The following is a 19,562-nucleotide window of genomic DNA, read 5'->3' on the forward strand; positions in this document are numbered from 1 at the left end:
GGCGAAGCCCTTGATCGCCTGGCCGCGCTGCTGCATGCGGATCGTATGCTCGTAGGCGCCCGCCACCACGTCGGCGCTGCCGCCCATCAACGCTTCCAGCGACTTGGCGCCGCCCTGGAAATCGTTGATCTCGACGTCGAGGCCGGCCTCCTTGAAGAAGCCCTTGGTCTCGGCAATGGTGACAGAGAGGTAGTACAGCGCCGACTTGCCGCCGACCGCCAACACGACCTTGGATTTCTCAGGCTTGCCCTGCGCCCGCGCGATATGGGGCGCAGCGATCAGCATCGGCGCAGCGGCCAACACTACCCGCCGCCGCATCTGCAGCTTGCTCATTCGTCACTCCTGAAATTTTGTTTTCACCCTGCCTGAAGCCCGGGAACCTTACTTGAAGGTCCGCTCCTGCCACCATGGAAAATAGCTCGGCATGCCGTCGCTGACTTTCATGGGGAACCGGGCCGGCCGCTTCTCCAGGAAAGCGGTCACGCCTTCCTTCACGTCGGCCGACTTGCCGCGGGCGTAGATGCCCTTGGAATCGACCTTGTGCGCTTCCATCGGATGGTCGGCGCCCAGCATTTTCCAGATCATCTGGCGATTGAGCGCCACCGACACCGGGGCGGTGTTGTCGGCGATCTCGCGGGCCAGCGCGTAGGCTGCCGGCAACAGATCGTCGGGCGCATGGACCGAGCGCACCAGGCGCCCCTTGAGTGCCTCCTCGGCCGAGAAGACACGGCCGGTCATCACCCATTCCAGCGCTTGCTGCGGACCGACGAGGCGCGGCAGGAACCAGCTCGAGCAGGCCTCCATGACGATGGCGCGGCGGGTGAACACGAAGCCGTATCGGGCCGCCTCGGAGGCAAGGCGAACATCCATGGCCAGCTGCATGGTCACGCCGACGCCGACCGCCGGACCGTTGCAGGCGGCGATCGTGGGCTTCAGGGAATCGTAGAGCCGGAGCGTCAGCAACCCACCGCCGTCGCGATGTCCGTCCAGGCCGGGATCGATCGGGCCGCGATTCTCGGCGTTGAAGGTGTTGGCGCCGCCTGAGAGGTCGGCGCCCGCGCAGAAGCCGCGCCCGGCACCGATGAACACAACGGCGCGCACGTCGTCGTCGCGGTCGGCGCGGTCCATCGCATCGAGCAGCTCCGACAGCATGCGGCCGGTGAAGGCATTGAGCTTGTCCGGCCGATTCAGGGTGATGGTGAGGATGCCGTCCTTGCTCGCATACTTGATCTGTTCGTACTCCACCGCCTGCTCCTCACGTCTGGTTGATCAGCACCACGCCGCCCACGATCAGGGCGATGCCGCCGATCTGTTTCATGCCGAACGGCTCGCCGAAAAGATAGTGCCCGAGCACCGCCACGATGGCGTAGGACAGCGACACGGTCGGGAAGGCGACCGAGATCGGAATTTTGCGCAGCGCGACCATGTAGAGGAAGGCGGCCGAGCCGTAGAGCGCCAGCCCGGCGAGCGTCGACGGCCGCAGCACCTGGCTGATGAAATTGGGCGCATCGGCGCCCAATTTGAGCAGCACCTGGCCACCGATGCCGGCCAGAATGCTGATCGCCAACGCGACGTAGTAGACCGTCATCGCCAGGGCTCCTCTCGCGAAGGTTCACGATGCGGCTGGCCGGCGGCACGGGTGTCAGGCCGCGGCAATTCGACGTCGATTCCCGGCGCGCTCTCGCCGGCTGCGCGATGGAAGACCTCGCGCACGAGGTATTGCGGCTTGCGGTTGACCGCCAGGAACATGCGGCCAAGGTACTCACCGATCAGCCCGACCAGCACGAGCTGCACGCCCGCCAGCACCAGCACCGCGACCATCAGCGACGCCCAGCCTTGCGGCGGCTTGTCGGAGACGATCGCCTCGACGACGACGATGACCGCGCCCAGCGCACCCAGCGCGCCGAAGCCCAGCCCGAACAGGGTGGCCAGCCGCAGCGGCATCACCGAGAAATTGAGGAACATGGCGAGCCACAGCCTGACCAGGCGGCGCAGCGTATAGTTCGACCGCCCTTCCGAGCGCGGCAGATGGTCGACCTGCAGGCGGCCGACATTCTGCGTCACCTGGAACACCAGCCCGTCGACGTAGGGGAACGGGCCCTCGTAGCCCGCCACGATACGTTCGCGCACGAAGGCCGAGAGGCAGCGGAAGCTCGACAGATAGAGGCCCGGCGGCTTGTCGATCAGGTGGTCGGCGCACCAGTTGGTGAAGCGGCTGCCGAGATTGCGCCACGCAGCATGCTTCTTCTCGGCATAGTAGGTGTAGACTGCGTCGAACTTGCCGTCGCGCGCATGCTCGAACAGGCGCTTCACCTCGGCCGGCGGATTTTGAAGGTCGTCATCCATGGTGATGACGAAATCGCCGCGCGCCCGCGCCAGCCCCGCCATCACCGCGTTGTGCTCGCCGAAATTGCGGCTGAGGCTCAGCACCGTCACCGGCGCGCCGGGCTCGGTGATCAGCCCCTTGCAGACCTCGAGGCTGTTGTCCGGGCTGCAGTCGACCACCAGCACGATCTCGAGCCCGCCCTCGATATCGAGCCCGCGCAGCGCGCGGACCAGCTCGCCGACCGTCGCCGCGCCGTTGTAGACCGGCACGACGATCGATAGCGCGGGGGACGCCGCGTCAGCCATTGCGCGCCGCCACCACGATCAGCGACCCGCCGAACGGCAGCCTGATGCCGAGCCCGATCACGGCGCGCTCGATGGCCAGGGCCATCGAGAACAGCCTGTCGAGCCAGGGCGGAAAGTCACGCACATCGCTTGGGGCGTCGTCACGTTCGAGCAGGCGGTGGAGCAGCATCAGGGGAAACAGCAGCGTATTCCAATAGCTCGACCTCAGGACGCGAAAGCCGTGACGATCGAGCAGCCGGCGCACCTCGCCACCGGCAAAGCGGCGAACATTGTGCACGCGCCGGTCATGCGCCGACAGCAGCCAACCATAGGCCGGCAGGTTGAAGACCGCGATCGCGCCCGGCCTGAGGCAGCGGTGCGCCTCTTTGAGGGCACGGCCCGGGTCGACTCCGCCGTGGCAGAGGACGTCGATCGAGAGATACCCCGCCAGCGTGCCGTCGCCGATCGGCATTTCATTCACCGAACCGGACACGACGGGGCGTCCGGCCTTGGACGCCGCGAGGCAGGCGGCGACAGTGTCGTATTCCAGCCCGAACGTGGGATGGCCGGCCCGCGCCGGCCCGAGCGTCAGCAACATGCCGCCGGTGCCGCAACCGGCATCGAGCAGCGGTCCCGCAACAGGCACATCGGCCAGGGCCCTGTCGAGCACCTGCGCGACAAGGCGACGCAAGCCGCGATACCACCACATGCGATCCTCGACCGCGTGCATGCGCTCGTACTCGACCCGCTCCACCTCGCGCCGGCCTCCCGCAAGTGTCTTCCCATCGCCCGCTTATGATATCTTCATCCTGCCTTGCCAACAGCCTCGACCAAACCACCGACAATTCCACCGCGCATCGAGCGGCTGCTGCTGGTCCCGCTGGTCGTCCTGCCCATCGTCTGGCTGGCCGGGTACTTCTTTCCACCGATCAATCACGACGTCGCGGCGATCATCGACGTCTCGGCGCGCTGGGTCGGCGGCGAGAAACTCTATGTCGAGATCATCGACGAGAACCTGCCGCTCACCTTCATCGTCCACGCCCTGCCGGTCCTGACATCGAAGGTCCTGCCCGGCGCCCCGACCTTCTGGTTCACCGCCTGGGTGGTGGCCGGAATATTCGCCTCGTTCTGGGCCTGCCGGCGTCTGGTCCGGCTCGTGCCGTCGGCCGACCATGCCCTCACCGAGGCCCTGCTGCCGCCGGTCCTGCTGTTCCTGTTCACCGTCCTGCCGAACGAGCACTTCGGCCAGCGCGAGCACATCATGTTCGTGGCCTGCGCGCCCTACATGATCGCCTCCATGGCGCGCGCCGAAGGCGTCGCCCTGACGCGCCTGGCCGCCATCGCCATCGGGCTTGTGGCCGGCGTGGCGCTCGCCATGAAGCCGCACTACCTCGCCATCCCGGCGGCCGTGGAACTCTACCTTCTGGTCCGGCGCGGCTGGCGCGCCACCTTCACCGATCCGATCCCGTGGTCGATCGGCCTTCTCGCCGTGGCGCATTTCATCGCCATGTACACGCTGTTCGCGGAATTCGGCCAGTTCGTCATGCCGCTGGCGGTCGAGGCCTATGCACCGATCGGCGACGCCGGCTGGCGCTCCGTGCTGACCAGCAACGTCCTTGGCCCGACCCTGATCGCGCTGCTGATCTTCGGCGCCATCGCCGTGGTCTTCACCAAGACCGTATCGGCGCGCGTGCTGGTCGTGTTCGGCATCGGCGCGGCGATCTCGGCAATCGCCCAGGCCAAGGGCTGGCCCTACCACGTGCTGCCCGCCCTGTCGGCCGCCATCCTGCTGGCGGCGCTGACCGTCTCGCAGACCGTCGACCGCTACCTGCCGATCAGCCGCAGCGGCCATCACCTGCCGGTCGCCGTCATCTCGGCCACCCTGATGGTCCTGCTCTATTTCCAAGCGGCGCTCTACACACCGCCCTTCTACAAGCAGCGCCAGTTCGACGAATCGATCGGCGGCCGCCTGCAGCACGTCATCGAGCAGAACGCGCCGCACCGGACGATCCTGGCGCTGTCGCCCGGCATCTACCCGCTGTGGCCGATGATCAACTACATCGGCGGCCGCATGGCCATGCGCTTTCTCACCATGTGGGTGCTGCAGGGTGTCTACGCGACCTGCGACGACTTCCCGGCGCTCTACAATCCTCCCGACACGATGGGCGATTCGGAGAAGTTCGTGTTCGACACGGTGAGCGAAGACTTTGCCCGAGAGCAGCCCGATCTCCTGATCGTCGACCGCATCGCCGGCATCCCGCGCTGCCAGGGGCGCGAGTTCGACTACCTCGAGTACTTCATGCAGAACCGCATCTTCGCCGACGCCTTCGAAGGCTACGAGCACCTGATGGATTTCGACCGCTACCGGATCTACCGGCGGAAGAAGAAGTGAGGTTCATGTTCCTCCCCAGCTTCGCTTTCAGCGAAGCTGGGGAGGTGTATGAAAAGTCACTCGCCCCACTTGCCCATGACCTTCGCGCGCTGGTCCGCCGGGACCTTGTCGATGTCGGGGATCTTGAACACCCCCGACGCCACCAGCACGATCTCGCCGCCGCACACCAGATCGCAGCTGCAGAAGCAGAAATTCAGCGTGCGCCGGGCAATGCGGGCGCTGCCTTCCAGCCATTGGCCGAGCCGCGCGCCGCGCACGAACTCGGTGCTGAGCGAGATCGTCGGATGCGGCCAGCGGATTCCAGTCGCGTGGCCGGAGCCCACGCCCATCACCATGTCGGCCACGGTGACAAGCAGCCCGCCATGCGCCCAGCCCAACGGGTTGCCGTGACGCGGCTCCAGCGGCAGGCCGACCCGCAGCGTCTCGCCCTCGCTCTTGAGCCACAGCGGCCCGACCAGGTCGACAAACCGGTCGGGCACCTCGAGCCGGCGAAAGCCCTTGGGAACGAGCGTGTCGGTCATGTCGTCAGTCCGTGGTCGGAAGCCGCAATCTTCTCGAGGGCGGCGCGCACCATCGGCTCGAAAGGGGCGCTGCGATGGGTCTCCTCGTCGAGCGACACCATGATCGCCTTGAGCACGGCGGTGCAGTTGCCGTCGCCGTCGAACAGGCCGTGCCCGATCACGCACTTGCGCTGATGCACCTCGAGCAGGCGGGCGCAGGCGGTGGCCCGGCCGGGATAGAACATCTGGCGCTTGAAATCGACCTCGAGCCGGCCGACGACGACGCGAAAGCGCGGCAAGCCGGAGCGCACGACGGCGCGCATGTACGAGACGCGGGCATTTTCCAGGAGCTGCAGGAATGCGCCGTTGTTGATATGGCCGTTGGCATCGACGTCGGCAAAACGCAAATGCTCCTCGGTGGCGAAACCGTAAGTTCGCCGGTCAGCCAGGTCGAACGCCACGAGATCAGCGCTCTCTGAGCTCGAGGGTAAGATGCGCTGCCTCCGACGGCGGCACGATCAGCCGCTCGGCATCGGGTTTGACCACGGCGACGCCGTTGCCGCGCAGCAAGGCCTCGCAGGCGGCGAGCGAATCGACGCGCACCGACAGCAGCGCCGGATGATCGCCGGACCGTACCGGCGTCACCCCCGGGTAGCGCCGGCCATAGTCCGCGCGAGTCAGATAATGGATCGGCTGCGTGCCAGTCTCTGCCACCAAGCCGGCCCCGTCGCGGCGCGCCGAGCCGGCACCGAAATACCTCTCGAGCTCGCCGGCCCATTTGTGCGGTTGCTCGGCGATCACGGTGACGCCCAGGATGCCGCGAGCACCATTGGGATGACGGGCCCATTCGGCGCGATAGACGAACTGCGGCGTCAGATGCTCGCAGACGAAGAACCCGACCACCGGCATGTTCGTCTTGGGGATGCGCACGGTGCGGAACTGGGCATGCTCCATCTTGCCGGCGATGTCGACCGCGCGATCGAAAAACAGCGGCGCGTCGGGTTGGAGCCCCGCCGCCTTGAAGGCGTCGAAAGCGAGGTCGGCGCCGTCGGTCGCCAGCGCCACGTTGGCCAGCCCGCCGCCATCCTTCAGCCATTCGCGCCGTTCGGCGTTGAAGGGGGTGTCCTCGACGATGCCCAGGATCTCGAAATAGTCGTGTTCGAAGATCATGAGATGATTGGCGGTGCCGAGCTTGCGGTGGAAACCGCGGGGCTGGACCTGGAAGCCAAGGCGCCGGTAGGCCGCTTCGGCCGCATCGATGCCGTCGACCATGACGACGACATGATCGAGCCCCTTGACGGCGCGGCTCATGCCGGCCTCCGCCGCACCATGTTGATGCCCTTGACCGTCACCACGAGCTCTCCGTTCTGGTTGGTCGCGCCCCAATGTTCGTGAATGATGCCCATCTCGGGACGGCTCTTGGACGGCACCTTGTCGGCGCACTCGACCCAAGCCGTGAGCGTGTCGCCCGGCCGCACGGGCTTCAGCCAGCGGACCTGGTCGAGCCCCGGCGAGCCGAGCGCCGTCCGCGCGTCGACATAGTTGTCGACGAACAGGCGCATCAGCTTGGAGGTGACGTGCCAGCCCGAGGCGATCAGGCCGCCGAACATCGACTGGCGGGCGGCAGCTTCATCGACATGGAAGCTCTGCGGGTCGAACTGGCGGGCGAACTCGACGATCTCGGTTTCCGTGAACGACGTGGAACCAAGAGCGAACTTCATGCCGACCTGGTAGTCGTCCCAATAACGCGGGTCTTTGGACTGCATATCCTCGCTCTTCGCAGAGCGTGGCCGGTCCTGCAAGCGCGTCCTATGGCCGAGCGGCCGGCCGTCGGTTACTCTGTCCAGAGGTCCAACGGCAGATGAACGAACCCAACCTGGTCAGGCGCCTGACCACGATCGTCGCTGTCGACGTCGTCGGCTTCAGCACCATGTCAGCACGCAATGAGGAGCATGCGCTGGAGCTGCTCGGCCAGCGCATGGCCACCGCCGAGTCGATCGTGAAGCACCATCGCGGCCGTGTCTTCAAGGCCACCGGAGATGGCGTTCTGGCAGAATTCGCGAGCCCGGTCGAGGCAGTGCGCGCCGCGCTCGAGACCCAGGAAGCCATGCGGTCGGCCAATGCCTCCGGTGGCCCCGACGACCAGTTGATCCTGCGTATCGGCGTCAACCTGGGCGACGTCGTCGAAAGCGGCGACGACCTGATGGGGGACGCGGTCAATGTCGCGGTGCGGCTCGAATCGATTGCGCCCCACGGCGGCATCTGCGTGTCGTCCTCGATCTACGAGCAGATCATCGGCAAGCTCACCCTGGGCGCCGAGGACATGGGCGAGCAGCACGTCAAGAACATCCCGCGCCCCATCCACGCCTATCGCCTGACCCTGCAGGGGGCACCGCCGGCAAAGCCAGGCAGCACCGCGGCAACGCGCAAGGGATCCAGCCGCCTGGTGACAATCGGCAGCCTCGCCGCGGTGGCCGCGACCGCCGTGGCTGTCGGCGCATGGCTGATGCACGATCGAATGGAGCCGGCGGCGCCCTCTGCCGTCGAGGCGCCGCCATCCACCGCCACGCCCACCCGGATGGCGACATCGAGTGCCAACCCGGCTCCCGCACCAGCGCCTCCGGTGCCGGCAACGCCAGCCGCACCGACCGGCTCGGCGCCCGACACGAGCACGCCCGCCCATGCACAGCCCCCCTCACTCGCGTCCCCGGCGCCGCCCCCTCCTGTTGCGGCGCCACGGCCCTATGTCGCGGCGGACGTGCCATTCGTCGCCGACTTTCGCCGGCGCGCGCTCGAGAATTATGCACGGGCCGAGGGCGCGAAGGCGATGGCGATCACGGCGCGCGGCCATCTGGCGATCGCCACACGCCGCATCGACGACGCTGCGGCGCGCCGGGTCGCGCTCGATGAATGCAGCAAGGCGGTTCAGCGCGAGGTGCTGCAGCCGCGCGAAGCCGACCGGTGCATGATCTACGCCGTCGGCAACGACGTCGTGTGGACGTTCCGCACGCCGCCTCTGCCGCGGCTGCCCTACCTGCCGCCCACCCGGCCCTCGCCGCCCATCACCTTCGATCCGGCCACCGTTCCGCTGATCCGCGAGCCGGCCCGCCTCAATCTTGCCGAGCACTACGTCAAATCGGAACGCAGGCGGGCCCTCGTGCTGGGCCGCAATCGTGTCGATTGGTGGTCGCCCAGCGAGACCGAAGCCGATGCCATCAGGCGCAACCTGCAGACGTGCGGCCATATCACCGGCCGTCCGTGCGTCGTGTACTCGGTCGACATGCAGGTCGTCGTTCGCACGCCGCAGCGCTACCGCATCGTCGACGTCCTGACGCTACCCGACCTCGCCGACCTCGGCACCACCCAGCAGGAAGCCCTCGATCGCTACATGGTCGGCGACGACTGGCGTGCCGTCGCCCTCGGCCGCAACGGCCGCTTCGGCATGGCGATGCGCCGGGCGAGCGAAACGGACGCAGTGAACGACGCCTTGCGCGAGTGCGCCCAGGCTGGCGGCACCGAGTGCGCCGTGGCCGCCGTCGGGCCGTTCCTGGTGGCGCCGAAATAGAGACTGCTCCCGGCGAAGCTGGAAGAAACTTGTCGTCCTGAGCGAAGCGAAGGCCCTCATCGCCGCCCGCCACAGCCGTGCTTTAGAGCTTCTGGCGATGAGATCGTTCGCTACGCTCGGGTGACAGGAGAGCCATGCCCTCTCAATCCGCCAGCACGGCGCCGAAGCGCTTGGCGATCTCCTCGAGCATCACTTCCGAGGCGCCGCCGCCGATCGCCTGGACGCGGGCGTCGCGCGCCATGCGCTCGACCGCGGTCTCGCGGATGAAGCCCATGCCACCGTGAAACTGGACGCAGTCGTAGAGCACCTGGTTGACCAGATCGCCGGCCAGCGCCTTGACCATCGAGACCTGGGCGACGCAATCGATGCCCTGGGCGTCGAGCCAGGCGGTGTGGTGCACGAGTTGGCGTGCCGCCTCGACCTCGGCCAGACGCCGCGCCAGGCGCTGGCGAATCGTTTGCTTGTCCCACAGCGGCTTGCCGAAGGCTACGCGGTCGCTGACATGCTCGTAGGTGAGCCGGATCGCCTCGCGCGCCTCGGCCATCGCCATGGCGCCGATCACCAGCCGCTCGGTCTGGAAGTTGGCCATGATCGAGTAGAAGCCGCGATTGGGCTCGCCCAGCACGTTCTCGGCCGGGACCCGGCAATCCTCGAAGATCAGCTCGGCAGTATCGGACGAACGCCAGCCTGTCTTGTCGAGCGCCCGCCCAACGCGAAAGCCCGGCGTGCCCTTCTCGACGATGAACATGGTGAGCGCGCGGCTGCCCTTGGCCTCCGGATCGGTGCGCGCGGCGATGAAAAAGAGATCGCCGTGAACGCCATTGGTGATGAACATCTTGGCGCCGTTCAGCACGTAGTCCGCGCCATCACGCACCGCGCGGGTGCGCATGCCGGCAACATCGGAGCCGGCACCCGGCTCGGTGACGCCGACGGCGGTGATGGTCGTGCCCGCCATCACGCTCGGCAGATACTTCTCGAGCTGACGCTTGCTGCCGAAGCGGATGAGATGCGGGCTCGCCATGTCGGTATGGACCAGCACGGTGATGGCAAAGCCGCCATGGGTCGATCGGCCGACCTCCTCGGCCAGCACCACCGAGGCCCGCGCATCGAGCCCGGCGCCGCCCAGCGCCTCGGGCACGCGCAGCGAGAACAGCCCGAGCCCGCCCATCTGCTTCAGGACGGCGCGTGGCACGAAGCCGTCTTCCTCCCATTGCGGGCCAAAGGGCTTCACCTGCTCGTCGACGAAGCGACGCAGCTGGCTGCGGATGAGGTCGTGCTCTTCAGTGAAGATCGGATGGGGCATGGCGACGAAATGCTAACCCTGCCGACGATCCGCGACAAACACCTGCAGGATCGCTCGATCTAGCTTCTCCGTTGACGGTCCGCCTCCACGTCGTCACGCTCGAGCAACAGACGAGATGGTGGCCGCGCTTCTCGGCTATGCCCCGGTCGCCAGGAACGAGATGAGCTTTTCACGCCGACACTTCCATCACCTCGTTGCCGGCGCTGCCACGCTGCCGATCGCGGCGAGCCCGGCCAATGCGCAGGCTTGGCCATCGCGTCCCGTACGCTGGATCGTCGGCTACGCGCCCGGTGGCGGCAATGATATCGTCGCGCGCCTGATGGGACAGTGGTTTGCCGACCGGCTGGGCCAGCCCTTCGTGATCGAGAACCGGCCTGGCGCGGCAACCAACATCGCGGCCGAATCGGTCGTGAATGCCGCTCCAGACGGCTACACGCTGCTGCTGGTCGGTCAGCCCAACGCGATCAATGCCACCGCCTACGCAACGTTGCCCTTCAACTTCATCCGCGACATAGCGCCGGTCGCCGGTCTCATGACGGTGCCGAACGTGATGGTGGTGAACCCGGCGTTTCCGGCGGCCAGCGTTGTCGAGTTCATCGCCTACGCCAAGGCCAATCCCGGCAAGGTCAACATGGCATCGGCGGGAACCGGCAGCGCGGCCCATCTCGCCGGCGAGTTGTTCATGTCGATGACCGGCATCAGCATAGTACACGTGCCCTATCGTGGTCAGGCGCTGGCGATCGCCGACCTGCTGTCCGGACAGGTTCAGGTCCTGTTCGCGACGTCCCCTGCCTCTATCGAGTTCGTCCGGACGGGCAAGCTTCGGGCGCTGGCGGTGACCACGGCGGTGCGCGCCGAGGCGCTGGCCGACCTGCCGACGGTGGGCGACTCCGTGCCAGGCTATGAGGCGAGCGCCTGGTACGGCATCGGCGCCCCACGAAAGACCCCAGCCGAGATCATCGACAGGCTCAACAAGGAAGCCAATGCCGGCCTCGCCGACGACAAGCTGAAGGTCCGGCTGGCCGACCTCGGCGGCACCCTCATCCCTGGAACGCCCGCCGACTTCGGCAGGCTCATCGCCGACGAGACCGAGAAGTGGGGCAAAGTCATTCGCGCGGCAAACATCAAGTTCTGAACTGGCGTTCTCCACCAGCTCCCTCGACGGGCTCAACCACACGTTCAATGCCAATTGGGGTCAAGTTGAGGGCACGGCACTGGCTGTTTAAGCTATATTCGCTCCCCTCCGACCCCTACCTAAGTGACTGATTTTCAATGTCTCGCGACAAACGCCTGCAGGATCGCTCGATCTACCCGCACTGGTGCACCGACACGGTCCGCTTCTCCGACCAGGACGCCGCCGGCCACGTGAACAACGTCGCCCTGTGCGCCTACATGGAGACGGCCCGCCTCACCTTCATGCGCGACCTGGCCCTGATGGGGCAGCGCGAAGACGGCGTGCGCGGGATTTCGGCCGGCATGACCGTGAGCTTCCTCGCCGAGTCGCACTGGCCCGGTCGGGTCGAGCTGGGCACCGGGGTGATGCGTATCGGCACCAGCTCGATCACGGTCGGGTCGGCTGCGTTCAAGGACGATGTCTGCATCGTCGCCGCCGAAATGACCGTGGTCAGGCTGCGCGGCAAGACGCCCCATCCAATTGATGCCGCGCTGCGGTCCCAGCTGGAAAAATACGCCCTTCCGGGATTTTAGAGCCTCTTGACCGGCCCGGGCCGGCCGCTTACCTTCGGCTTCCTGCGAGTAAGTCGCATCTGCAGAGTTGGGTGGGCGCACAGGGATGTACATCTGCATTTGCCGGGCCATTCGGGAGCGCGAGGTGGATGCCGCCGTTCGCGCCGGAGCCCGCCGACCGGTGGACGTGTTCCGTGCCTATGGCAAGAGCCCGCAGTGCGGCAGCTGCGCCTGCGACATGCGCGAGCGGATCGCCGAGACGACGGCCCGCGAGCGGGCGGAGCAGCCGGCGCTGATGGCGGCCGACTGACCCCTTCGAACTAAATCAAGCGCCCCTCCGGGTGGGATCGGCGTCATTTGCTGGGACCGCGCCACTCCAGTGGCCCTCTTCCTGCTGACCACACGTCCCGTGAGCACCACTGGAGTGGCGCGGTCCCAGCGACGAGCCGGTCCCCCGGTGACGCGCTAGCTCGATTCCTTGCCGTCACCGATCTGCGTCTGCAGGTAGTTCTGCTCGCCCACCTTGTCGACCAGGGAGAGTTCGGTCTCCAGGAAGTCGATGTGCTCCTCGGCGTCCTCGAGGATGTCGACGACGATCTCGCGGCTGACGTAGTCCTTGGCCGTCTCGCAATGGGTGACGGCGGCGACCAGCGCCGTGCGGGCGGCCTGCTCGAGCTTGAGGTCCGCCTTCAGGCATTCGACGGTGGTTTCACCGACGGCGATCTTGCCAAGATCCTGCAGGTTCGGCAGGCCATCGAGCACGAGGATGCGCTGCATCAGCTTGTCGGCGTGCTTCATCTCGCCGATCGACTCGTCGTAGATCTTCTTGCCCAGACGATCGAACCCCCAGTGCTTCAGCATGCGCGCGTGCAGGAAGTACTGGTTGATCGCCGTCAGCTCGTTCTTCAGAAGCTTGTTCAGCTCGGCGATGATCTGCGGATTTCCCTTCACGGTGCCTCTCCTCGCGATGCCCTGTCGCCTAGAGATACTCCGCAGTCACGCGCATGCAACCAAAACGTAAGCGAGTGAGAATCGTTCGCCAAGAAATCTTGGCGAGTGAAAATCGTCCGCCCAAAGGCTCAGCATAAGTGCCTCGTTCGCAACCGTGACGCCTTCGACGCGTTATACGGTCCAAGCCGGCCTCCACCCTCCTCGGCAGAAAAGAAGCTGTCCCTTTAGGCCTCCATTTCTGCCAATCTCGGCTCGTCGTGCGCGCCGGCAGCGTTGGCGCGCGCGGTGTTCTGTCGTCACCACTGCCCGCCCGGCCAAGGGGGCCGGGCCAGCTCGAGGAATCAGAGTAATGCCTTTCACCCTTCCAAAGCTCCCGTACGCGGAGGATGCCCTTGCGCCAGTCATCTCCGCCCAGACCTTCTCGTTCCACTATGGCAAGCATCACAAGGCATACATCGACAATCTCAACAACCTGATCGCCGGAACGCCCTACGCCGACTTGTCGATGGAGGACATCATCAAGAAGTCCGCCAAGGACGAAAAGGGCAAGGGCATCTTCAACAATGCCGCGCAGTCGTGGAACCACGAGTTCTACTGGAACAGCATGTCGCCCAAGGGCGGGACGCCGGAAGGCAAGATGAAGAAGGCCGTCGAAGACAGCTTCGGCAGCCTCGACGACTTCAAGAAGGCCTTCAAGGCGGCAGCGGTCGGCCAGTTCGGCAGCGGCTGGGCGTGGCTGGTCGCGAAGGGCGGCAAGCTCGCCATCGAGACGACCGCGAATGCCGACACGCCGCTGGCCCATGGCGGCAAGCCGCTGCTGGTCGCCGACGTGTGGGAGCATGCGTACTATCTCGACTATCAGAACCGCCGCCCCGACCACATGCAGGCGTGGCTCGACAAGCTCGCCAACTGGTCGTTTGCCGAGAAGAACCTCGGCTGAGGCCATTTCATTCTCCTCCCCAGCCTTGCTGGGGAGGAGAGCTGCCTATCGGTCGTTCGCGGCTGCCGACCGATACCAGAGCTGGCGCCGCCAAGTCACGCCGATCAGCAGCGTGAAGACGATACCGACCAGGCTGAAGATCGAGCCGGTGAGCGCGAAGCCCACATGCTCGACCAGGGGACCGGACAGCAGCAGCCCGATCGCCATGCCATAGACCACCAGCATGCGCACGCCCATGACGCGGCCGCGGAAGGCCGGGTCGGCGACCCGGAGCAGCAGGACGGCCATGGGGATCATGCAGAAGCTCTGCACCAGGCCGGCGACGAACAGGACGATCTCGCCCCACAGCGCGACCTCGATCCACGAGAAGGCCAGGTTGAGACAGAACCACAGGATCGCGCAGACCAGCATGGTGCGGCCGGCCCTGATGCGAGGCCCATGCATCGATATGGCCACCGAGCCCGTCAGGGCCCCGCCGGCGAAGCAGGCAATCAGCCAGCCCAGCCCCGTCTGATCGAGCCCGTAGACTTCCTTGGCGACATAGGCGAGCAGCGAGCCGACCAGCGGATAGGCGGCAAAGTTGACCAGAAACGCCAGCAGCATCAGGGCGCGCATGTCGGGCGTCGACCAGACATAGGCGAAGGCCTGGCCAAGCGCCTTGAGCGGTGTAACCGGCGCTGCCTGGTCGCCCATCACCCTGAGCCGCCGCACGCCGACATTCAGCGTCAGGGCGAGGCTCACCAGGTAGGTGGCGCACACCACGACATAGGCGAGGCCCGATCCGAGGGCGGCGACGAGGCCCGCGCCGGACAGCGCGCCGACAATGCGCGCCGAATCGGCCGTCGTGCGCGAGACGCCCATGGCCCGCATCAGGTAGTCCGTCGGCATGGTCTCACCGACCAGGAGATTGCGCAGGGTGATGTCGGACGGCCTCACCAGCCCCATGAGCGTGGCCAGCACGAACACCGGCACGGGAGCAGCCAGATCGGTCACGAACAGGAGCATCAACAGGCCCGCCATCACCGCGTAGCTGGCCCGCATCAGGCAGAGGAGGTTGCGATTGCCGATGCGATCCCCGGCCATGCCGAACAGGGGTGAAATCAGCGTCCCGAGGAACTGCAGCGAGCCGAACACCGCCAGGGCGAGCACCGAACCGGTCGACACCAGCACGAACCAGCCGAGGATCACGCCCTCCATCTCGAACGCCCAGGAGGCGAGCAGATCGGCCGGCCATTGGAAGCGGAAGCTGGAGACCTTGAAGGGTGCCAGCGCCGGTACGCGCGAAATGAGACTCAAGGTCTTGTTCGTTCCTCCCCCGGACGTCGTTATGCCGCGCCTCGGAGCCTAGCGTACCGTGCGCTTGAACAGGATCGACTGCAATTATCTCTTGCTCATGTCCCAATCCCACGAATTGCGGGGCTCTCGGCCTCATAGCCCTACGGAGAGTAGGTTCTAAAAACGCAATTCGGTTTCGATTGTTGACCGCTTGCAGTTGCGTTGCAGGCCGGCTCAGAGCATTGTGAATTTGGGATGCCGTTAAGCGGTGAGATACACACGACCGGACCGCATGCGGGTTGTTCGCTTTTGGAGTGATCCGCAATGGGCGGTGCCGTGAACGTGACGAAGACCACCTTTCAATTGGTGATGATCAAGCCGACGCACTACGATGACGACGGCTATCCCATCACTTGGCTGCGATCCCACATCCCGTCGAACACCTTGGCCGCTCTCTATGGGCTGGGCGAAGACTGTCGGGCCCGGCAGGTTCTCGGACCGGATGTCGACATTGTCCTTCGACCATACGATGAGACGAATACGCGCGTGCGGGCCGACCGGATCACCGCCGACGTCAAGCGCAGCGGCAGCAAGGCCCTGATCTGCCTGGTCGGCGTCCAATCCAATCAATTTCCCCGCGCGGTGGACCTCGCCCGCCAGTTCATTGCCGCCGGCCTGCCGGTGGCGATGGGCGGTTTCCACGCTGCCGGTTGCCTGTCGATGCTGCCGGTCATACCGCCCGAGATCCAGGCTGCCATGGACATGGGCATCACGATCTTCGCCGGCGAGGCCGAGGAAGGCCGGCTCGACGAGATCCTCCAGCATGCCTGGAACGGCACGCTGAAGCCGCTCTACAACTACATGAACGATCTGCCGGGCATCGAACGGGCGCCGACGCCGCGCCTGCCGCCGGCCGCGCTGGCCCGCAACGAGGGCCGCAAGTCGAGCTTCGATCTCGGTCGCGGCTGCCCCTTCCAGTGCTCGTTCTGCACCATCATCAACGTCCAGGGCCGCAAGAGCCGGTTCCGCAATGCCGACGACCTCGAGGACATCGTTCGCGAGAACTACAAGCAGGGTATCACGTCGTTCTTCATCACCGACGACAACATGGCCCGCAACCGGCACTGGGAGGCGTTCTTCGACCGGCTGATCGAGCTCAAGGAGAACGAAGGCATCGCGGTGTCCCTGATCATCCAGGTCGACACGCAATGCCATCGCATCCCGCGCTTCATCGAGAAGGCTCGCTGGGCCGGCGTCTACCGGGTGTTCATCGGCCTGGAGAACGTCAACCCGGACAACCTGCTGGCCGCCAAGAAGCGCCAGAACAAGATCACCGAGTACCGCAAGATGCTGCAGGCTTGGCATACCAGCGGTGCCTCGACCTGGGCAGGGTACATTCTGGGTTTCCCGGGCGATACGCGCGAATCGATCCTGCGCGACATGGAGATCATCAAGAAGGAGCTGCCGCTCGACATCCTCGAGCTGTTCATGCTCACCCCGCTGCCCGGCTCCGAGGATCACCAGAAGCTCTGGAAGCAGGGCGTGTGGATGGATCCCGACCTCAACAAATACGACCTGCATCATCGCGTCGTCCATCATCCCAAGATGAGTGACGCCGAGTACGAGCAGACCTATCGCGATGCCTGGCGGACCTACTACACGCCCGAGCATATCGAGACCGTGGCCCGCCGGCACGGCTCGATCCCCGGCCGCAATCCGGCCGAGCCGGCCCAGTTCATGACCATGTTCAAGATCATGTTCGAGGCCGAGGGCATCCATCCGCTGGAAGGCGGCATCGTGCGCATGAAGTATCGCCGCGATCGGCGTTACGGCATGCCGATCGAGCCGGTCGGCGTGTTTCACTGGAAGCTGGCGCTGGCATCCTGGAAAAAGCTCAAGATCTACGGCCGGCTCGCTTGGCAGGGCTGGCGCATCGGCCAGAAGGTGAGGAACGACCCCAGGCGCCACGAATACATGGACCTCGCCCTTTCGCCGGTGGTCGAGGAGGATCTCGACAAGCTCGCCCTGTTCACCGACACGGCGGGCGGCGAAGCCGCCCTCAGCAAGCGGCGCGGCGAGGATCTGGCGCGCGCCAAGGTGGCGGCCGCCAACAACGTCCAGCGCCTGGAAGCCGCAGAATAGTCGCCGCAGCGCCGGCCGCCGGCGCTATTCTCCCGGCATGGACGACGGCACCCCGAACAGCGTGTACCGCGACCCGCTGGCGCTCTGGTTCGTCACCGAGGCCTATCGCATTGCCGACACCGGCGAGCTGATAGGGGCCGCCGGAGAGCGGTTGCTGGCCGCCGGAATTCCCCTCTGCCGACTCGCTTATTTTCAATTCACCCTGCATCCGGAATTGGACGGCAAGGCCTATTTCTGGCGGCGCGGCCGCGGCGTCGAGGTTGCCGCCGCCGGGCCGGGCCTCAGGCAACGCTCCGAGTACCTCGACAATCCGCTGCCCAAGGTGTTCGAGGAACTCAAGACCATCCGCGTGCACCTTGCCGAGGTCGAGCCGCAGGCGCCGATCCTGAAACAGCTCAAGAGCCAGGGCGCCACCGACTACGTCGCCCTGCCGCTGCTGTTCACGACAGGGCATGTCGACGCCCTCAGCATCGTTTCGGATGCGCCGGGCGGTTTCTTGGCAGCGGACCTCGACCGCATGTTCCTGCTGCAGTTCGCCTTCACGCGCATCGTCGAGATCCATTCCCTGCGCGACACCGCCGAGAACCTGCTCGACGCCTATGTCGGCCGCGCCGCCGGTCGGCGCATCCTGGCCGGCGAGGTCAAGCGCGGCGACGGCCAGACCATCGAAGCGGTGATCTGGTACAGCGACCTGCGCGGCTTCACGCGGGCCTCCGACAGCCTTCCGCGCGACGCCGTCATCACCCTCCTCAACGACTATTTCGGCGCCACCGGCGAGGCCGTGACAGCGGCTGGCGGCGAGATCCTGAAATTCTTGGGCGATGGAATGCTGGCGATGTTTCCCGTCCCGTCCCCGGCCGAGCGGTCGGCGACCGCGACCCGCGCGTTGTGGGCCGCCGCGGCGGCGGCCGAGACCATCGCCACCCTGAATGTCGCGCGCGCCGCCGCCGGCGAGATCGAGGTACGCTTCGGCTTGGCGCTGCATATCGGCGAGGTGATGTTCGGCAACATCGGCGCCAGCAAGCGGCTCGACTTCACGGTGATCGGCCCTGCCGTCAACTTCGCCTCTCGCCTCGAGAAGCTCTGTGCCGAGCTCAACCGATCGCTCGTTGTCTCGGACGCGATGGCCCGCCTGCTGCCGCAGAACGCCATCGGCTCGCTTGGCCATCATGCGCTGAAGGACATCGACGAGCCGCAGGAGGTCTACGGCGTCCGCGGCATCTCGGCGTGACTTCATCATCCTCCCCAACGAAGTTGGGGAGGAAAAGAATTAATGCAGCACCGGCGGCTTGACCTCGCTGAGGCCATCGGCATCGGTGGCCGAGATGGTGGTGCGGATCATCGAGCGTTCCTTGGTGTAGTCCCATGGCCGGCCACGGTGCAGCATGGCGCGGTTGTCCCACATCACGGCATCGCCCTGGCGCCATTTGTGGACGTAGACGAACTCGCGCCGTGTCGCCTCGTCGAGCAGCTGGGCCAGCAGCTGCCGGGCGTCGCGGTCGTCCATGCCGTCGATCGCATAGGCGTGACTGGCCACATAGAGCGCCCGCCGATCGTTGGTCGGATTTCGCCAATTGAGACGCCAGCGCACCGGCGGCAGCGCCTTGCGCTCCTCGGCGTTGGCGAGGTCGGGGTGAATCTGGTCGCGGCTGTTGGCATAGGAATGCGTGGCTACGGCATCCTTGAGCCGGCCTTGCAGATCGGCCGGCAAGCGATCCCAGGCGAGCCGCGTCGATGTGAACTCGGTGTCGCCGTCGGCGCCCGGCAGCACGCGGGCAGTGAGCACCGAGGCGAGCGCCGGCGTCTTCTTGAAGGAAGAATCGGTGTGCCAAAGTGCATTGGCCTGGGCGACCAGCACCTGGCGGTGGTCGGGCGGCACGATTTCGCCCTTCTCGCCGATATTGGTCAGTCGCGAGTAGAAGCTGTGGGCGCCGAGCGAGGCCGCCTTGGTGAGCTCCAGCGGACCGAAGGCGCGGCTGTAGGCGACCTGGATGTCGTCGGCGATCGGCTGGTCGCGGAACACCAGCAGGGAATGGGTCTCGAAGGCGGCACGCACGGCCTTGTAGGCCTCGGCATCGGTGGCGACGTCGAGCATGCTCACGCCCTTCACCTCGACCCCGAACCCGGGCCCCAGCGGAACCAGTTCCATCGCACTCCTCCTCGACGCTTCCTTCATGGGTAGCTTATCGCCACGCGAC

The 19,562-nt window shown here is 66.1% G+C and carries 21 protein-coding genes; 8 read left to right on the top strand and 13 right to left on the bottom strand.

All coding sequences use genetic code 11. The features are described 5' to 3' along the window. The 5 genes from ACILR9_RS34925 to ACILR9_RS34945 form a co-directional block, all read right to left on the bottom strand. On the bottom strand, window positions 1-333 hold a 333-nt coding region (locus ACILR9_RS34925), incomplete at its 3' end, for an ABC transporter substrate-binding protein (RefSeq protein ID WP_395714608.1). A gap of 48 nt (window positions 334-381) precedes the next feature. Next, window positions 382-1,245, bottom strand: a complete 864-nt coding sequence (locus ACILR9_RS34930) for a crotonase/enoyl-CoA hydratase family protein (protein WP_395714609.1) — start codon at window positions 1,243-1,245, stop codon at window positions 382-384. A 10-nt stretch (window positions 1,246-1,255) separates the two neighbouring features. Beyond that, window positions 1,256-1,588 carry a DMT family transporter gene (locus tag ACILR9_RS34935; RefSeq protein ID WP_395714610.1) on the bottom strand — a complete coding sequence of 111 codons (333 nt, stop codon included), beginning with the start codon at window positions 1,586-1,588 and terminating at the stop codon, window positions 1,256-1,258. Beyond that, a complete protein-coding gene (locus tag ACILR9_RS34940) occupies window positions 1,585-2,631 on the bottom strand; it encodes a glycosyltransferase family 2 protein (protein WP_395714611.1) in 1,047 nt (348 codons plus the stop codon). The genes ACILR9_RS34935 and ACILR9_RS34940 overlap by 4 nt, the downstream gene beginning before the upstream one ends. Then, entirely contained in the window at window positions 2,624-3,364 is a 741-nt protein-coding gene (locus tag ACILR9_RS34945; RefSeq protein WP_395714612.1) for a class I SAM-dependent methyltransferase, read from the bottom strand. The genes ACILR9_RS34940 and ACILR9_RS34945 overlap by 8 nt, the downstream gene beginning before the upstream one ends. Window positions 3,365-3,424: 60 nt before the next feature. Here ACILR9_RS34945 and ACILR9_RS34950 point away from each other — a divergent pair, with 60 nt between their 5' ends. Then, window positions 3,425-5,002 carry a hypothetical protein gene (locus ACILR9_RS34950; RefSeq protein ID WP_395714613.1) on the top strand — a complete coding sequence of 526 codons (1,578 nt, stop codon included), beginning with the start codon at window positions 3,425-3,427 and terminating at the stop codon, window positions 5,000-5,002. 56 nt (window positions 5,003-5,058) lie between these two features. Here ACILR9_RS34950 and ACILR9_RS34955 read toward each other — a convergent pair whose 3' ends face one another. The 4 genes from ACILR9_RS34955 to ACILR9_RS34970 are packed head-to-tail and all read right to left on the bottom strand — an operon-like array spanning window position 5,059 to window position 7,268. Beyond that, window positions 5,059-5,523, bottom strand: a complete 465-nt coding sequence (locus ACILR9_RS34955; protein ID WP_395714614.1) for a PaaI family thioesterase — start codon at window positions 5,521-5,523, stop codon at window positions 5,059-5,061. Further along, window positions 5,520-5,963, bottom strand: a complete 444-nt coding sequence (locus ACILR9_RS34960) for an acyl-CoA thioesterase (RefSeq protein WP_395714615.1) — start codon at window positions 5,961-5,963, stop codon at window positions 5,520-5,522. The genes ACILR9_RS34955 and ACILR9_RS34960 overlap by 4 nt, the downstream gene beginning before the upstream one ends. Before the next feature lie 4 nt (window positions 5,964-5,967). Then, complete coding sequence (locus tag ACILR9_RS34965) at window positions 5,968-6,813, bottom strand: VOC family protein (RefSeq protein ID WP_395714616.1); 846 nt, start codon at window positions 6,811-6,813, stop codon at window positions 5,968-5,970. Beyond that, window positions 6,810-7,268, bottom strand: a complete 459-nt coding sequence (locus ACILR9_RS34970; RefSeq protein ID WP_395714617.1) for a MaoC family dehydratase — start codon at window positions 7,266-7,268, stop codon at window positions 6,810-6,812. The genes ACILR9_RS34965 and ACILR9_RS34970 overlap by 4 nt, the downstream gene beginning before the upstream one ends. 95 nt (window positions 7,269-7,363) lie before the next feature. Between ACILR9_RS34970 and ACILR9_RS34975 the strand changes: the two genes are divergently transcribed. Next, a complete protein-coding gene (locus ACILR9_RS34975) occupies window positions 7,364-9,067 on the top strand; it encodes an adenylate/guanylate cyclase domain-containing protein (protein ID WP_395714618.1) in 1,704 nt (567 codons plus the stop codon). A gap of 142 nt (window positions 9,068-9,209) precedes the next feature. Here ACILR9_RS34975 and ACILR9_RS34980 read toward each other — a convergent pair whose 3' ends face one another. Continuing rightward, window positions 9,210-10,370 (bottom strand): acyl-CoA dehydrogenase family protein, encoded by a 1,161-nt coding sequence (locus ACILR9_RS34980; RefSeq protein ID WP_395714619.1) that lies wholly within the window; start codon window positions 10,368-10,370, stop codon window positions 9,210-9,212. 160 nt (window positions 10,371-10,530) lie between these two features. On the opposite strand from ACILR9_RS34980, the gene ACILR9_RS34985 reads away from it, so the two are divergent. From ACILR9_RS34985 to ACILR9_RS34995, 3 genes are all read left to right on the top strand, one after another. Then, window positions 10,531-11,505: a Bug family tripartite tricarboxylate transporter substrate binding protein gene (locus tag ACILR9_RS34985; RefSeq protein WP_395714645.1), complete on the top strand. Its 975-nt coding sequence runs from the start codon at window positions 10,531-10,533 to the stop codon at window positions 11,503-11,505. A gap of 137 nt (window positions 11,506-11,642) precedes the next feature. After that, complete coding sequence (locus ACILR9_RS34990; RefSeq protein ID WP_395714620.1) at window positions 11,643-12,077, top strand: acyl-CoA thioesterase; 435 nt, start codon at window positions 11,643-11,645, stop codon at window positions 12,075-12,077. Between the two features lie 85 nt (window positions 12,078-12,162). Continuing rightward, a complete protein-coding gene (locus tag ACILR9_RS34995; protein WP_395714621.1) occupies window positions 12,163-12,366 on the top strand; it encodes a bacterioferritin-associated ferredoxin in 204 nt (67 codons plus the stop codon). A 155-nt stretch (window positions 12,367-12,521) separates the two neighbouring features. Here the strand turns inward: ACILR9_RS34995 and bfr are convergent, their stop codons facing one another. After that, the gene (bfr, locus tag ACILR9_RS35000; protein ID WP_395714622.1) at window positions 12,522-13,007 is read right to left on the bottom strand and encodes a bacterioferritin; all 486 of its coding nucleotides are present in this window, start codon (window positions 13,005-13,007) and stop codon (window positions 12,522-12,524) included. Between the two features lie 349 nt (window positions 13,008-13,356). On the opposite strand from bfr, the gene ACILR9_RS35005 reads away from it, so the two are divergent. Beyond that, window positions 13,357-13,947: a superoxide dismutase gene (locus tag ACILR9_RS35005; RefSeq protein WP_395714623.1), complete on the top strand. Its 591-nt coding sequence runs from the start codon at window positions 13,357-13,359 to the stop codon at window positions 13,945-13,947. Between the two features lie 45 nt (window positions 13,948-13,992). On the opposite strand, the gene ACILR9_RS35010 is transcribed toward ACILR9_RS35005, so the two are convergent. Further along, window positions 13,993-15,243 carry an MFS transporter gene (locus ACILR9_RS35010; protein WP_395714624.1) on the bottom strand — a complete coding sequence of 417 codons (1,251 nt, stop codon included), beginning with the start codon at window positions 15,241-15,243 and terminating at the stop codon, window positions 13,993-13,995. 303 nt (window positions 15,244-15,546) lie between these two features. Here ACILR9_RS35010 and ACILR9_RS35015 point away from each other — a divergent pair, with 303 nt between their 5' ends. Both ACILR9_RS35015 and ACILR9_RS35020 read left to right on the top strand, forming a co-directional pair. Next, the gene (locus ACILR9_RS35015; protein WP_395714625.1) at window positions 15,547-17,364 is read left to right on the top strand and encodes a B12-binding domain-containing radical SAM protein; all 1,818 of its coding nucleotides are present in this window, start codon (window positions 15,547-15,549) and stop codon (window positions 17,362-17,364) included. 37 nt (window positions 17,365-17,401) lie between these two features. Next, entirely contained in the window at window positions 17,402-18,595 is a 1,194-nt protein-coding gene (locus ACILR9_RS35020; protein WP_395714626.1) for an adenylate/guanylate cyclase domain-containing protein, read from the top strand. Between the two features lie 39 nt (window positions 18,596-18,634). Here the strand turns inward: ACILR9_RS35020 and ACILR9_RS35025 are convergent, their stop codons facing one another. Beyond that, entirely contained in the window at window positions 18,635-19,513 is an 879-nt protein-coding gene (locus ACILR9_RS35025) for a TauD/TfdA dioxygenase family protein (protein ID WP_395714627.1), read from the bottom strand. Window positions 19,514-19,562 lie beyond the last annotated feature (49 nt).

It is taken from the genome of Reyranella sp., from assembly GCF_044224635.1.
Classification (GTDB): Bacteria; Pseudomonadota; Alphaproteobacteria; order Reyranellales; family Reyranellaceae; genus Reyranella.

What these genes read in the sequence shown, in the direction of transcription:
- ACILR9_RS34935 (WP_395714610.1), bottom strand. Translation starts at nt 1,588, where the DNA reads ATGACGGTCTACTACGTCGCGTTGGCGATCAGCATTCTGGCCGGCATC.
- ACILR9_RS34940 (WP_395714611.1), bottom strand. Translation starts at nt 2,631, where the DNA reads ATGGCTGACGCGGCGTCCCCCGCGCTATCGATCGTCGTGCCGGTCTAC.
- ACILR9_RS34955 (WP_395714614.1), bottom strand. Translation starts at nt 5,523, where the DNA reads ATGACCGACACGCTCGTTCCCAAGGGCTTTCGCCGGCTCGAGGTGCCC.
- ACILR9_RS34965 (WP_395714616.1), bottom strand. Translation starts at nt 6,813, where the DNA reads ATGAGCCGCGCCGTCAAGGGGCTCGATCATGTCGTCGTCATGGTCGAC.
- ACILR9_RS34970 (WP_395714617.1), bottom strand. Translation starts at nt 7,268, where the DNA reads ATGCAGTCCAAAGACCCGCGTTATTGGGACGACTACCAGGTCGGCATG.
- ACILR9_RS34975 (WP_395714618.1), top strand. Translation starts at nt 7,364, where the DNA reads ATGAACGAACCCAACCTGGTCAGGCGCCTGACCACGATCGTCGCTGTC.
- ACILR9_RS34980 (WP_395714619.1), bottom strand. Translation starts at nt 10,370, where the DNA reads ATGCCCCATCCGATCTTCACTGAAGAGCACGACCTCATCCGCAGCCAG.
- ACILR9_RS34985 (WP_395714645.1), top strand. Translation starts at nt 10,531, where the DNA reads ATGAGCTTTTCACGCCGACACTTCCATCACCTCGTTGCCGGCGCTGCC.
- ACILR9_RS34990 (WP_395714620.1), top strand. Translation starts at nt 11,643, where the DNA reads ATGTCTCGCGACAAACGCCTGCAGGATCGCTCGATCTACCCGCACTGG.
- ACILR9_RS34995 (WP_395714621.1), top strand. Translation starts at nt 12,163, where the DNA reads ATGTACATCTGCATTTGCCGGGCCATTCGGGAGCGCGAGGTGGATGCC.
- ACILR9_RS35005 (WP_395714623.1), top strand. Translation starts at nt 13,357, where the DNA reads ATGCCTTTCACCCTTCCAAAGCTCCCGTACGCGGAGGATGCCCTTGCG.
- ACILR9_RS35015 (WP_395714625.1), top strand. Translation starts at nt 15,547, where the DNA reads ATGGGCGGTGCCGTGAACGTGACGAAGACCACCTTTCAATTGGTGATG.
- ACILR9_RS35020 (WP_395714626.1), top strand. Translation starts at nt 17,402, where the DNA reads ATGGACGACGGCACCCCGAACAGCGTGTACCGCGACCCGCTGGCGCTC.
- ACILR9_RS35025 (WP_395714627.1), bottom strand. Translation starts at nt 19,513, where the DNA reads ATGGAACTGGTTCCGCTGGGGCCCGGGTTCGGGGTCGAGGTGAAGGGC.